Consider the following 13,935-nt stretch of genomic DNA (forward strand, 5'->3'; position numbering starts at 1 on the left):
GGATCTCGATCAAGAGCTGGTCCGGCGCCGCCAGGACATGGTCTGGCGCGGCCGGGAAACCGCTTCGTTCGCTCGGACCGACCGGATGGCTGCCGACCGAATGGCTGCCGGGCGGCCCCGGAGTCGGGTGGTTCGCCGACCGGGGCACTCGCCGGGTGGCGCGGTTCCGAGTGGAGCAGGGCATTGGGTGGAGCAGCGCACCGCGACGGGACGCCGGGCTGGGCAGGCCGCGGACGCGTCCCTGGAACGAGAATCCCTCATGCGACCAGATGGACGCCGATCGACGTCCTCCGGTTCCACCGTAAGAGTGAGTGACTTCCGGTCAGCCGGGTTGCCGGACGGGGGACCCCTACGATCCGCGCGGGGACCGGCAGCCTCTGCTCAGCTTCTGCCCGTTCACCGGGTGCTCCACTCCAGCCGTCGGCGGGGGCGCGCGGCCGGTGCAGAAACAGCCATCCGGCGCTGTCCCGATTCTGGACACGCCCCGACCGACCTGTGTAGAAACGGGGCATTGAGAACGGTTTGCCAGGGCTCGTCCTGACAGAGACCGCTGACACGTACCACAGCGCTGGGAGTCGCGGTATGAGTGACAAGCTTCCATCCGCCCCCGGCGTGAGCGGCGCCGGCGCCGGCGCGTCCGAACCGGCCGAGGGTGCGAGCGGCTTGTCGGGCGCCGGTGGGACCGGTGCCGCCGAGCCCCCGGAACCACCGACCGGACGGCTCGCCACGCTGCTGAGCCTGCCTCAACCGGCCGTCCCGAACGACTCGTCCGACGCGGTGCCGGCCGGTCCGGCTGACGCTCCGTCGCATCGTTCGCCCGAGCGCGCCGCCGACCGGCCCGAGGACCACCCGGCCGCCCGCGCCACCGGTCACGCACCCGACCACGCACCCGGTCATACCCCCGATCACTCTGCCGACCAGGACGCCGGCCACGACGCCGGCCGCCCGGCCGAACTGGCCGCGCTCGACTGGCTGAACCGGCACACCGAGCGGCTGGCCCGGGCCCGCGGCCTGGCCGCGACGCTGACCACGCTGCTCGACTCGGGCGCCGAACTGCTCGGCGCCGACCGCGGACTGCTGGTCCCGATCGCCCGCGACTGCGGCGAGAGCACCCCGCTCGCCGCCGTCACCCCGGCTGCCGCCGTCGCCGGCCGGCCCCGCCTGCCCCGCCCGGTCCGCCCCGGCCCTGACGGCCTGTCCGGCGCCGGCTGGCACGACCACGCCGGCTACGGCCCGATGATCGGCCTCGGCCTGGACTGCGCCGCGCTCGGCGCGCTGGAGACCGTCCCGGTCGAGCACGGCCCGTTCGCCGGCCTGCTGAACCAGGCGGACCGCCCGCACCAGCTGCTCCACCCCGACCTGGCCGCCGGCCCGTCCGTCGATCCGCGGCTGCACGAGGTCGCCGCCACGCTCGGCCTGGCGGCCTGCTACGCGCTGCCGCTCGCCACCGAGGAGGACGGGCCGCTCGCCGCCGCCGTCTGGTTCTTCGCCACGCCCACCCGGCCCAGCCCCGAGCGGCAGCGGCTGGCACACCGCTACATCGCGTTCGCGGCGCCGCTGCTGGCCGGCCGGCTGGAGGCGGAGCGCCGCTGCCGGGCCACCGAGGCGCTGCGCCGCGGCCTGCTGCCCGACCACCTGCCGTACGTCCCCGGCCTGCGGCTGGCCGCCCGCTGGGTGCCGGCCGGCCTGGACCGCTCGGCCGGCAGCGACTGGTACGACGCGATCGCGCTGCCGGACGGCTCGGTCGGTCTGACCGTGGGCTCGGTCTCCGGCGACGGCCCCGGCGCCGGACCGGGCTCGGCCCCGGGCGCGGCCACCGCGATGGGCCGGGTCCGGGCCGCGCTGCGCGCCTATGCGGTGCTGGAGGGCGAGGACCCGGTCTCGGTGCTCGGCGACCTGGAGCTGCTGCTCAAGACGACCGAACCGGCCCGCACCGCGACCGCCGTGTACGCCTGCCTGGAGCCCGGCGAGCGCCGGATCACGCTGGCCGGCGCCGGCCACTGCCCGCCGGTGCTGGTCACCCGCTACGGCGCGAACTTCGTGGAGACCTCGCTCTCCGCCCCGCTCGGCATGCTCAGCTGCTGGGAGGCGCCCGGCGTGGAGCTCAGCGCCGAGCGCGGCGACCTGCTGCTGCTCTACACCGAGGGCCTGGCCCGCTGCTTCGGCCCGACGCTGCACACCGGCCAGGCCCGGCTGCGCAAGGCCGCCGCCGACGCCCCGCGCGAGGTCCGGCACGATCCGGAGCGGTTGTGCACGCACCTGCTGGCGATGTGCGCGGACGAGGTCGCCCGGCTGACGGACGATCTGGTCGTGCTCGCGGCACGGTTCGAGTAGGAAATCTACGCACGCCGCCGGGCGGGACCCGGGGCTCGCCCGGGGTGACAATGGATCGGCCGCACCGTGCTCGCGGGCGGCTCAATTCCACTGTGCGAAGCGAGCCTTGGGGGAGAAAGCATGCGCAGAACCGAACTCGGAGGCAGCCGCCGCCGCAGACTCGCGGCGGCTGCACTGGCGGCCGGCCTGGCCGGCGGGCTGCTGGCCGCCACAGCGCCGATCGCCTCGGCCGCGCCGACGGCCAGGGCAGCGGCAGGCAAGGCGGCGGGCACGGCGGCAGGCAGGACCGCGGGCACGGCGGCGCCGGGTCGCCAGTGCCAGGCGTTCTCGGGTGACGTCACCGGCTCCGACCCGCTGCTCACCGGCGAGCGCCTCGCCCCCGGGCAGGTCAAGGTCGACGGCAACGAGCAACTGTCGATGGACCCGGACGGCGACCTCGTCGTCTACCTGCTGGGGGCCGAAAGCTCTCGGGGCCCCTCGCTGTGGGACACCGGCACCGCCGGCCACCCGGGTTCCTACGCGGTCATGCAGCCGGACGGCAACCTGGTCGTCTACCTGCCCGGCCGCAGCGACCCGGCCGGCGCGCTCTGGTCCAGCCACACCTGGGGCCACCCGGGTGCGTGCGCCAAGATGACCGCCCTCGGGGACTTCCAGGTGAACTGGCCCGGCCACCAGACGGGCAACGGCACGAGCACGCTGTGGAACGCCGGGGCAGGCCGGGCCGACGAGTACACGATGGGCCTGAACTCCGGCCAGTGGCTCAACCCCGGCCAGTGGACCGGCTCCGGCACCGACTACCTGGTCATGCAGCCCGACGGCAACCTGGTCCTCTACCGCACGCTGCGCCCCATCCCGGTCTGGAACAGCAGGACCGAGGGGCACCCGGGCGCCTGGGCGATCATGCAGCCCGACGGCAACCTGGTCGTCTACCTGCCCGACCGCGGCGACCCCGCCGGCGCGCTCTGGTCCACCGGGACGTGGGGCAACCCGGGCGCCTACCTCGCCGTGCAGGAGGACGGCAACGCGGTCGTCTACCGGATCGGGCCGATGCTGCCCTCGTACGCCCTCTGGGCCAGCAACACCGTCGGCACGACCTGAGCACCACCCGTTCGGGAGCGGGCCCGGGAGCGGTCGGCCCCCTCCCGAACGGGCGATCGGACGATCCTCCGTACCATGGGAGCCACAGCCGCCCGACCGTGTCGTGATCCGACGCGCCGGGGCGGAGTGACTCGCAAGGAGGCGACGTACGTGACCGAGGACCGCACCCCGGCATCGGCCGAGAACCCCGAGGGGGCCGGCACCGAGGAGACCGAGGCCGAGCAGCCGATCAAGGGCCGGAAGAACGGACTGTACGGCGACGTGTCGGACGAGCTGGCGGCCTCGATGAAGTCCGGCTGGGCCGACACCGAGCTGCGCGGTCTGGAGCCGCTGGCGGTGGCGTCGTACGCCGCCACCCGGCGCGCCGCGCTCTCGGCGGCCTTCCCCGGCGAGCGGCTGGTCGTCCCGGCGGGCAACCTGCGCACCCGGGCCAACGACACCGAGTACTCCTTCCGCGCCGCCAGCGAGTACGTGCACCTGACCGGTGACCAGACCGAGGACGCGCTGCTCGTGCTGGAGCCGCTCGCCGAGGGCGGGCACCAGGCCGCGCTCTACCGGCTGCCGCGCTCCAACCGGGAGAACGGCGAGTTCTGGCTGGACGGCCAGGGCGAGCTCTGGGTCGGCCGGCGCCACAGCCTCACCGAGGCCGAGGCGCTGCTCGGGCTGGCGACCCGCGACGTCCGCAAGGCCGTCGAGGAGCTGCAGGCGGCCGGCGGGGTGCCGACCCGGATCGTGCGCGGCTACGACGCCGGCCTGGAGGCCGCGCTGACCACCGACGAGGAGCGCGACGACGAGCTCAAGGTCTTCCTGAGCGGCCTGCGCCTGATCAAGGACGAGTGGGAGATCGGCGAGCTGCGCGCCGCCTGCAACGCCACCGTCAACGGCTTCACCGACGTGGTGCGCGAGCTCGGCCAGGCCGTGGCCACCTCGGAGCGCTGGATCGAGGGCACCTTCTGGCGCCGCGCCCGGGTCGAGGGCAACGACGTCGGCTACGGCTCGATCGCCGCCGCCGGCCCGCACGCCACCACGCTGCACTGGGTGCGCAACGACGGCGACGTGCGCCCGGGCGAGCTGCTGCTGCTCGACGCCGGCGTGGAGACGCACACGCTCTACACCGCCGACGTGACCCGCACGCTGCCGATCAACGGCACGTTCAACCCGCTGCAGCGCAAGATCTACGACGCCGTGTACGCCGCCCAGGAGGCAGGCATCGCGGCCGTCAAGCCCGGCGCCCGGTTCCGCGACTTCCACGACGCCGCGCAGCGCGTGCTCGCCGAGCACCTGCTCGCCTGGGGCCTGCTCGACGCCTCGGTGTACGACGTGGAGAAGGTGCTCGAGCTCGGCCTCCAGCGCCGCTGGACGCTGCACGGCACCGGCCACATGCTCGGCCTCGACGTGCACGACTGCGCCCAGGCGCGCCGCGAGTCCTACGTGGACGCGACGCTGGAGCCCGGCATGTGCCTGACCGTCGAGCCCGGTCTGTACTTCCAGCAGGACGACCTGACGGTGCCGGAGGAGTACCGCGGCATCGGGGTGCGGATCGAGGACGACATCCTGGTCACCGCGGACGGCAACGAGAACCTCTCGGCCGGCCTGCCGCGCACCGCGGACGAGGTCGAGAGCTGGATGGCCTCGCTGACGGGCTGACCGGCTGACGCCTGCGCCTGTGGTGCCCCCGTCGCGGCTTCGGCCGGGGCGGGGGCACCGCCGTTTGGTGGCAGGTCAGCAGACCAGGCCGAGGTCGGCCGGGGTGGCCTTCGCCGGGTCGATCGGGCGCCGGCCCTCGGTCGGCCAGCCCTCGCGGATCCAGTACTCCAGGCCGCCGATCATCTCCTTGACCTCGCGGCCGAGCGCGGCGAGCTTCATCGCGGCCTTGGTGGAGCCGTTGCAGGCCGGGCCCCAGCAGTAGACGAGCAGCAGGCCGGCCGGCAGCTCGGCAACCCGCTCGGGGGTGATCTCGGCGACCGGCAGGCTGATCGCGCCGGGCAGGTGGGTCTTGCGGTGCGAGCCCTCGGCGCGGACGTCGAGGATGGTGAAGTCCTGGCGGCCGTCGCGCATCGCGTACCAGACGTCGGCCGGGTCGGCCTGGCAGCCGAGCCGCTCGGCGAAGAAGGCGAACGCGCGCTCGGGCGACAGCGCCGGGATCTCGGTGACCGGCGAGAGCACCGGCGAGGCAGCGGGCGAGCCGGGCGAGGCGACGGACGCGACGGTGGAGGAGGCGACGGACGCGATGGTGGACGTAATGGTCATCTTCGGGCTCCTGGTGGTCTCTGAGCGGCTCTGCCTGGCGACGAATCGATCTTCGCGTCCGGACCGCATCGCCGGACAGTGGCGCTGACGACTACACTCGCCAAGATCCCGCCAACCACCACCGACGTGATCGAGGGGCCAGCCGATGCCAGAACCCGTCTCCGTAGCGATCGGCCGCCGCCCGGAGCCGGTGCACACCGTGGCCGTGTACGCGTTCGAGGGCATGGCGCCGTTCGAGCTCGGCGTGGTGGTGGAGGTGTTCGGCCTGGCCAGGCCGGAGCTCGCCGGGCTGCTCGCGGCGCCCTGGTACGGCCTGAAGGTGTGCGCCGACGAACCGGGCCGGGAGCTGAACGCGCTCGGCGGCTTCGCGCTGACGGCCCGGCACGGGCTGGACGAGCTGGCCGCCGCGGACACCGTGATCGTGGTCGGGGTGGCGAACGCGTTCAGCGGTGAAGTCTCCCCCGCGCTGGTCGCCGCGCTGCGCACCGCGCACGAGCGCGGCGCGCGGATCGTCTCGATCTGCTCCGGCGCGTTCGCGCTGGCGGCCGCCGGCCTGCTGGACGGCCGGGAGGCCACCACCCACTGGCGCTACGCCGAGCTGCTCCAGCAGCGCCACCCGCAGGTGCGGGTCAACCCCGACGTGCTCTACGTGGACGGCGGCGACCTGCTGACCAGCGCCGGCAGCGCGGCCGGCATCGACCTCTGCCTGCACCTGATCCGGCGCGACCACGGCGCCAGGGTGGCCAACACGGTGGCCCGCCGCTTCGTCGTGCCGCCGCACCGCGACGGCGGACAGGCCCAGTTCATCGAGGCCGCGGTCAAGCCGGTGCAGGAGGAGGACGACGGCATCGCGGTCAGCATGCAGTGGGCGCTGGACAACCTCGGCTCACCGCTGACCGTCTCGCTGCTGGCCCGCGCGGCGCACATGTCCGACCGTTCGTACCTGCGGCACTTCACCGCCCGCAACGGGACCAGCCCGATGCGCTGGGTGGTGACCCAGCGCATCGCGGCCAGCCTGCCGCTGCTGGAGTCGCTGGACGGCACGGTGGAGGAGATCGCCATGGCGGTCGGCTTCGAGAGCGCCGCGACGTACCGCCACCACTTCGGCCGCGCGATGCGCACCTCGCCGACCGCCTACCGGCGCAGCTTCGGCCGCGGGGTCGCGTAGGGGCCGCGCCGCCGCCTGCCGGGGCAGGCGGCGGCGCTCAGCCGTGCAGCGTGCTCGCCGGGCTCTCGCGCTGTTGCGGTACCGCCCCGCGGCCGCGAGCGCGCCGGCCGCTGCCCGTGGGCGCGACCGCCACCGGCTCCGGTGCCCCGCGCCCGGCCGCGCGGGCGGCGCCGCGTTCACGGCGCGGGCGCTTCGAGCCGATCTGCCCGCCACCGGTGCCCTTGCCCCGGCGCCGCGGCTGTTTGCTCGGCCAGAGCAGCACATAGGCCGTGGAGATGACCACGAAGGCGAGCCGGACCATGCCCTTCGCCGAGTCGGACGGGATGAACAGCGTGCCGCCGTAGAGCGAGGCGAGCGCGATCCAGCTCCACCACGGGATCAGCCGGCGCTGCCCGACCGCGTCCCAGAGCAGCGTGCCGAACAGGATCGAGGCCGTGTAGTACGTGTAGACGCTCGGGTCGAGCAGGATCCGGGCGTTCGCCCCGACCAGCACCACGGCCGGCCAGCGCCCGCGCCGCACCGCCACCACGCCCAGACCCATGCCGACCGCGAACTGGGCCGGCCGGTCCCACCACGGGGTGGACGGGTCGGAGACGCCCAGCCAGCGCAGCGAGGAGGCCGGCTGGTTCGGGATGGTGAACTTGGCGGCCGCCAGCGAGCCGAGGTTGCCGAGGTAGAACGGCAGCCAGGCGATCGCGACCAGCCCGCAGAACCAGGCGAAGGTGCGGAACCAGACCGGCCGCGGCAGCGCCAGGATCAGCGGGATGAAGGCGATCGCCCAGGGCTTGGAGTCCACCGCCAGCGCCAGGTAGATGCCGGTCGCGGTGTGCTTGTTCTGCACCAGCGCGTGCACCGCGAGGCAGGTGAAGAAGAGCGCGAGGACGTCGTCCATGTGCGCGAAGCGGACCGAGACCTCCACCCACATCGGGATGAAGGCCAGGCCCGCGATCAGGATCTGCTGCTGGAGGCGGCGGTGGTTGGTGCCGGTGCCGCGGTAGTACCAGGCGGCGGTGCGGCCGACCAGCACCAGCATGATCAGGCCGAGGGCGGACATCGTCCCCTCGGCCAGCACTTGCCCGAGGTGCGGCGGGAACGGCGAGAAGACCCGGGCGAACAGCAGGCTCACCGGGCCGATCTGCAGCTCCGGGTGGTGCGCGTAGAGCGAGAGACCGCCGTCCGGCTGGTGCGCGAAGAGCAGCTGCTCCCCTTGGCGCAGGTAGTGCCAGGAGAAGCCGCCGCTCGGCTCGACGATCAGGAACCAGATGACGGTCCAGACCACCAGCAGAGCGTGGTGTCTGCGGACAGGGAGGCTCGCAATACGGCCGGTATCCGACCCGTAGTCCGCCGCGTTCTCCGCCGCGCTTGCTCCGCGCACCTGTTCCTCTTCCCCGCACCGGCCCTTCGGCCGGACATCCTATGCGATCAATGGGAACAGTCGACCGGTCCGTGCGGGTTTGGGACCGACGCGCGAGCGGTCCGCGCAGGTCAGGCCGGTGCAGGCCGACCATGTGCGGACCGCGTCACAGGCTCTTTCAGGCTGACGCGCTGTTCCGGGTTGACGTGACCTGGACCTCAGCCGACCGAGCTGTTGTAGGCGTCGATGGCCGGCTGGATCGCCTTGGCGGCATCGGCGAGCGCCTGGTCGGCCGGCTTGCCGGCGATGGCCTGCTGGATCGCCGTCTCGACGCCCTTGCGGGCCTGCGGCATCACGCCGAGCAGGCAGCCGGCGGTGGCCGGGGTCGCCTTCGTGGCGTGCAGCTCGTCGATCGCGGTCTGGAACTGTGGGTACTTCGCCAGCCAGGCCTTGTCCGCCGGCTCGTCCAGCGCCTTGCTGTTGATCGGGAAGTAGCCGGTGCCGGTGTGCCAGACGGCCTGCTGGGCCGGGTCGCTCAGGAACTTCACGAACTCCCAGGAGGCCCGCTGCTCGGCGGCCGAGTGGCCCGGCCCGTCGATCCACAGCGAGGCGCCGCCGACGATCGGGCCGCCCTGGTCGGAGTCGGCGATCTTCGGGAACGGCGCGGTGGCCACGGAGAACTTCGCCGCCTGGGTGTAACCGCCGAGGACGCCGGTTGACTCCAGGTTCATCGCCATCCGGCCGGCCTTGAACGCGGCCTGCGCGTCCGCCGTCACAGTGCCGGTGTTCACCGCGTAGCCGTTCTTCACCAGATCCGCCCACCACTGGAGCACCTGCGCGCCCTGCGCGGAGTCGTACACCACCTTGCTCGCCTTGGCGTCGCGCCCGTTGCCCTGGTCGCAGTAGAGGCTGCCGGACTCGGCCAGCAGCTCCTCGACGAACCAGCCGTAGATCGCGGCGCCGAAGCCGTACCGGGTGGTCTGCCCCGAGGCGTCCTTGACGGTCAGCTTCTTCGCCCAGTCGCCGAGCTCGGCCAGGCTCTGCGGCGGCTTGGCCGGGTCGAGCCCGGCCGCCTTGACCGCGTCCGCGTCGAGGTAGAGCAGCGGCATGGAGGAGTTGAACGGCATCGAGTCGAGCTTGCCGCCGACCGTGTAGTAGCTGCGGATGTTCGGTTCGATGTCGCTCAGCGAGTAGCCGTCCTTGTCGACGAAGGCCTGCACCGGGACGGACTGCTTGGCATCGACCATGAACCGGGTGCCGATGTCGTAGACCTGCACCAGCGACGGGGTGCCCTTCTGCTGCACCGAGGCCTTGTACTTGGCGATCACGTCGTCGTAGGTGCCCTGGAAGAGCGGCTTGACCTCGATCTTGCCCTGGTGCTGCTGGTTGAAGGTGGCTATCAGGCTGTTCAGCACGGTGGCGTTCTGGCCGGTCATCGCGTGCCAGAAGGTCACCGTGGTGACCCCCTTGGCGTCCTGCAGCACCTGGGCGCCGGGCGCGCCCGACTGGGCCGCACCACCGCCCGAGCTGGAACTGCACGCGGTCAGGGCGAGGCCGGCCACCAGGGCCGTTGCCAGCAGCTTGCGCACGGCGGATCTCCTTCTGGACAGACGAGACGGACGAATGGATCAGCGTTCCGGACGGGCGAGCGGGTCAGCGGACGGCGCCGGCGGTGAGCCCGCGGACGATGAAGCGCTGCCCGAAGACCACCAGGGCCAGCGTCGGCAGCAGCGAGAGCAGCACGCCGGCCAGGATCAGGCCCGGGTCGGCGGAGTCGGCGTCGCGCAGGCTGGTCAGCCCGATCTGCAGCGTCTGCATCTGCGCGGTGCGGGTGATGATCAGCGGCCAGAAGTACTGGTTCCACGCCGACAGGAAGACGTAGACGGCGATCGCGGCCAGCGAGGGCTTGTTGAGCGGCACCAGGATCCGCCAGAGGAACCGCCAGTGGCCCGCGCCGTCGATCCGAGCCGCGTCCCGCAGCTCGGCCGGGAACTGGCGGAAGGACTGGCGCAGCATGAAGGTGCCGAAGCCGGAGGCGAGGAACGGCAGCACCAGCCCGAAGTAGCTGTTCGCCAGCCCCCAGCCGGCGATGGTCAGGTAGTTCGGGATGATCACCGCCTCCCACGGCACCATCAGGGTGGCCAGGAAGAGTGCGAAGACCGGCCCGCGCCAGCGCAGCGGCAGGAAGACCAGCGCGTACGCGGCGAGGATCGAGGTGAGCAGCTGGGCCACGGTGATCGCGGTCGCGGTGATCGCCGAGTTGGCGTACTGCCGGGCCAGCGGCACCGAGCGGGCCGCGCCGCCGAAGTTCGCCGTGGTCAGGTGGTGGGGTATCAGCGCGGGCGGGTAGGTCGCCAGGTCGGCGGGCGTCATGAAGGCACCGGCCACCGCGTAGTAGACCGGGAACATCACGGTCAGCGCGGCTACGGCGAGGACCAGGTAGACGGCGGCGCGGCCGACCAGCGTTCTCATGAGTAGTGCACCTTCCGCTCCAGCACGCCGAACTGCACGGCCGTGCAGGCGAGCACGACGACCAGCAGCACCACGGCCTGGGCGCTGGCCGCGCCGAAGTCGCTGGAGCCGTTGGCGAAGGCCTTCTCGTAGACGGAGTAGACCAGGGTCCTGGTGGCACCGTCCGGGCCGCCCTTGGTGAGGATGTTGATCTGGCCGAAGCTCTGCAGCGCGTTGATGGTGGAGACCACCACCAGGAAGAAGAGGTGCGGGCCGAGCAGCGGCACGGTCACCGAGCGGGCCAACCGCCAGCCGCTCGCGCCGTCCAGCCGGGCCGCCTCGGTGATCTCCGGGGTGATCGAGCCGATCCCGGCGGAGAGCACCAGCACGTTGTAGCCGAGGTTCATCCAGACCGTGGCGCCGGCCACCGAGAAGAGCGCGACCTGCGAGTCGGTGAGCCAGTTCACCGGCCCGGCGCCGAACCGCGAGAGCAGCCCGTTCAGCACGCCGGTGGCCGGGTTGTAGAAGACGCCGAAGACGACCGCCGCGCTGGCCACCGAGAAGGCGAACGGCAGGGCGAAGGCGGAGCGGAGCAGCCGCACACCGCGGATCCGGCTCTCCAGCAGCAGCACCAGCAGCAGCGCGCCGAGCACGCCGGGCAGCACGGTGCAGAGCACGAAGAGCGCGGTGGTGCCGAGCGTGCGGGCGAAGTCGGCGGAGCTCAGCAGGTCGGTGTAGTGCTTCAGGCCGACGTAGGTCGAGGGCGCACCGAACAGGTCGTTGGCGTGGGCGCTGAGGTAGAGCGTGCGGTAGAGCGGATAGCCGAGGAAGAGCGCGAAGACGGCCAGCGATGGCAGCAGGAAGGCCCAGGCCAGGACGCGTTCGCCCGCTCGGCCCCTCCGTGGTGGTCCGGGCATGGCGGACGCCCCCCTCTCTCGACTCCCCGGGTGCTGTGCTCCAGACGGTTTCGCGTCCGGGTGACCGGCCGATGGCCGTGCGGTGGCGCCAGAGTGTCATGCCCACAGCGAGAAGCGGACGAACCTCCGCCCCCGGAAACCGTGCTTCCGGGGGCGGAGGTTCGCAGCGCTGGGCTCAGGAATCCGGCTCAGGAGCCGGGCTCATCGGGCTCAGGCGTCGGGCTCAGGAGGAGAGCGCCTGGGCCTGCTGGATCAGCTTGCGGGCCTGGCTGACCAGGTCGTCCGCCTCGTCGTGGCGGATGTTCTGGTGGCCGAAGGCCGCCTTGTCCAGGATCTGCGCGATCTGGCCGGCCAGCTGGTCACGCTGGGCGCCGAGCGCGGTCAGCTTCGCGGTGCCGGTCAGGTACTGCTGGTCACCGGGGGTGTTGGAGACCACGTTCGCGGTCGAGGCCTTCAGCGTGGCGGCGGCGAAGGCGCCGACACCCGCGTCCAGCTGCTTGTAGGCCACCGAGAGCTGCTGGTAGTCGTACGTGTGGTCCTTGAGCGAGTGCGACAGGTCCTGGCGGTCGGCGAACTCGGTCAGCACCCGGCCGTCGTGCACGTACGGGTCGGAGAGGCCGAGCAGCGACAGCATGGTGGGCCGGATGTCGGTGTGGTCGGACCACACCGCGTTCGTCACGCCGAGGTGGCGCACGCCGGGACCGACCAGGCCGAGCCAGGTGGTGTTGATGTCGGGCGAGAAGTCGCCGTGGTTCCAGGCGTAGGCCGGGCCGAGCGCCACGCAGGTCGGCGAGCAGGTGCTGCCACCGGAGTAGACGAAGTAGTTCGGGTCGGAGAAGGAGGTGAAGGTCGGCGTCCGCAGCGGGTCACCGGTCTGCATGTGCAGGATCTTCTGCTCCGCCTGGTCGGCCAGGTACTTCGAGACGGTGTCGGTGTTCCCGGTGATCGGGTTGACCGCGGTCACCTTGGACCATGCCTGCTCGAAGGCGCGCGTCTTCGGGTCGGTCGGGGCGGGCTGCCCGTTCAGGTAGAAGTTCGGCGCCGAGTCCGCGTGCACCGCGAACGGGGTGGTGACCCCCTGCTGGGTGGCCAGCATGCCCTTGGCGTTCGCGTTCACCTCGCCGATCTGCTTGTACGTGCACGGGACGGTGACCCCGTCGCAGTTCGCCGGGCTCGGCGCGCCGCCGACGAAGTGGTCGTTCTCGTCCGAGGTGACGACGAAGAGCGTGTTGTTCTTGTTGATCCCGTCGTTCTGCAGCCGGTTGAAGAAGCTGCCGAACGCGTTGTCGTAGGACTTCAGCTGCGCCACGTAGTTGGCGTCACCGGGGCCCATCGCCCCGTAGCCGGCGCCGTGCTGGTCGTGCGCGTCGGAGAGGTACGCGTAGGTGACCGGGACGCCGGACTCCTGCATCTGCGCGACGTAGCCGAGCGAGTTGTCGGCCGTCATGCCGTCGAAGCCCGGGAAACCCGGGTTGCCCTTCGAGTCGGTGATCGGCGTACCGGCGGTGCTGCGCACCACGCCGTTCGCGCTGATCGCCGGGTCCACGCTCTTCGCGCCGTACAGCGCCTGGAAGTTGTTGTAACCGCCCGGCTCGTCCGGCAGCAGGTCGGGGCTGGTGGTGCTCTTCGCGCAGAGCTTGGAGTTCTGCGCGCAGTGGATGCCCAGGCCCTCGTAGTCGGCCGCCGCCTTCGCCGGGTCGGCCTTGGCCTCGGCCGCCTGCGGGGAGTTCGCACCGAAGACCTTGTTGACGTCGACCGTGGTGTTCTCCAGCACGGTGTTCGCCGCGGCGACCGAACCGAAGTCGCAGCCCGCCTTGGTGTAGGCGGCCCACGGCGCCGGGGCCATCTTGCCGTCCGCGCCGACCATGGTGGGCGCGGAGTCGGACGGGGTGGGCACCGAGGAGTCGGCCACGCCGTCGGTCCAGTAGGCGAAGCTGCTGGCCGAGTTGGTGGTGCCGTCCGGGTTGTAGTAGCGGTACGAGTTGGAGACCGCCTGGCCCTGCCGGTCGCCGTACAGGCCGGTCAGCGACGTCAGGATGTCGTCGGCCGTGTGGGCGATCAGCGGGGTGTGGCGGTTGTCGTCGAGCGTCCCGTTGCTCTCCAGGAAGTTGAGCAGGTGCGGCATCTGCTCGAGGTCGGAGGGCACGTTCGGGTTGTCCCGGGTGAAGTGCACGTTGTCGAACTGCAGGTAGATCACATGCTGGACCTGGCGGCCACCCGCCGAGATCTGACAGGTCGTCTGTGACGGCTTGTGGCCGGCCGGTTCGGCCGACGCAGCGCCGGCCGAGACCATGCCCAGCCCCAGCCCGGCCGCCAGCGACAGGGCCAGCACCTTGCTCTTGCGCATCCCGCTCCCTCTCTGG

General features: G+C 72.2%; 10 protein-coding genes. 4 read left to right on the top strand and 6 right to left on the bottom strand.

Annotation, left to right across the window (positions count from 1 at the left end):
• The first annotated feature begins 582 nt into the window (after window positions 1-582).
• From AC060L_RS02550 to AC060L_RS02560, 3 genes are all read left to right on the top strand, one after another.
• Window positions 583-2,334 carry a PP2C family protein-serine/threonine phosphatase gene (locus tag AC060L_RS02550; RefSeq protein WP_483796719.1) on the top strand — a complete coding sequence of 584 codons (1,752 nt, stop codon included), beginning with the start codon at window positions 583-585 and terminating at the stop codon, window positions 2,332-2,334.
• A gap of 120 nt (window positions 2,335-2,454) precedes the next feature.
• A complete protein-coding gene (locus AC060L_RS02555; RefSeq protein WP_483796720.1) occupies window positions 2,455-3,432 on the top strand; it encodes a hypothetical protein in 978 nt (325 codons plus the stop codon).
• A 150-nt stretch (window positions 3,433-3,582) separates the two neighbouring features.
• Window positions 3,583-5,079 carry an aminopeptidase P family protein gene (locus AC060L_RS02560; protein ID WP_483796721.1) on the top strand — a complete coding sequence of 499 codons (1,497 nt, stop codon included), beginning with the start codon at window positions 3,583-3,585 and terminating at the stop codon, window positions 5,077-5,079.
• A gap of 75 nt (window positions 5,080-5,154) precedes the next feature.
• Here the strand turns inward: AC060L_RS02560 and AC060L_RS02565 are convergent, their stop codons facing one another.
• Window positions 5,155-5,682 (bottom strand): rhodanese-like domain-containing protein, encoded by a 528-nt coding sequence (locus tag AC060L_RS02565; protein WP_483796722.1) that lies wholly within the window; start codon window positions 5,680-5,682, stop codon window positions 5,155-5,157.
• A gap of 145 nt (window positions 5,683-5,827) precedes the next feature.
• On the opposite strand from AC060L_RS02565, the gene AC060L_RS02570 reads away from it, so the two are divergent.
• Window positions 5,828-6,850: a helix-turn-helix domain-containing protein gene (locus AC060L_RS02570; RefSeq protein WP_483796723.1), complete on the top strand. Its 1,023-nt coding sequence runs from the start codon at window positions 5,828-5,830 to the stop codon at window positions 6,848-6,850.
• Between the two features lie 37 nt (window positions 6,851-6,887).
• Here the strand turns inward: AC060L_RS02570 and AC060L_RS02575 are convergent, their stop codons facing one another.
• From AC060L_RS02575 to AC060L_RS02595, 5 genes are all read right to left on the bottom strand, one after another.
• Complete coding sequence (locus tag AC060L_RS02575) at window positions 6,888-8,129, bottom strand: hypothetical protein (protein ID WP_483796724.1); 1,242 nt, start codon at window positions 8,127-8,129, stop codon at window positions 6,888-6,890.
• 293 nt (window positions 8,130-8,422) lie between these two features.
• On the bottom strand, window positions 8,423-9,793 hold the full coding sequence (locus AC060L_RS02580) for an ABC transporter substrate-binding protein (protein ID WP_483796725.1): 1,371 nt from the start codon (window positions 9,791-9,793) through the stop codon (window positions 8,423-8,425).
• Window positions 9,794-9,857: 64 nt separating this feature from the next.
• Window positions 9,858-10,676 carry a carbohydrate ABC transporter permease gene (locus tag AC060L_RS02585; protein WP_483796726.1) on the bottom strand — a complete coding sequence of 273 codons (819 nt, stop codon included), beginning with the start codon at window positions 10,674-10,676 and terminating at the stop codon, window positions 9,858-9,860.
• Complete coding sequence (locus AC060L_RS02590) at window positions 10,673-11,572, bottom strand: carbohydrate ABC transporter permease (protein ID WP_483796727.1); 900 nt, start codon at window positions 11,570-11,572, stop codon at window positions 10,673-10,675. The genes AC060L_RS02585 and AC060L_RS02590 overlap by 4 nt, the downstream gene beginning before the upstream one ends.
• Before the next feature lie 223 nt (window positions 11,573-11,795).
• Window positions 11,796-13,919, bottom strand: a complete 2,124-nt coding sequence (locus AC060L_RS02595) for a hypothetical protein (RefSeq protein WP_483796728.1) — start codon at window positions 13,917-13,919, stop codon at window positions 11,796-11,798.
• Window positions 13,920-13,935 lie beyond the last annotated feature (16 nt).

This window comes from Kitasatospora sp. NEAU-69 (assembly GCF_057158765.1).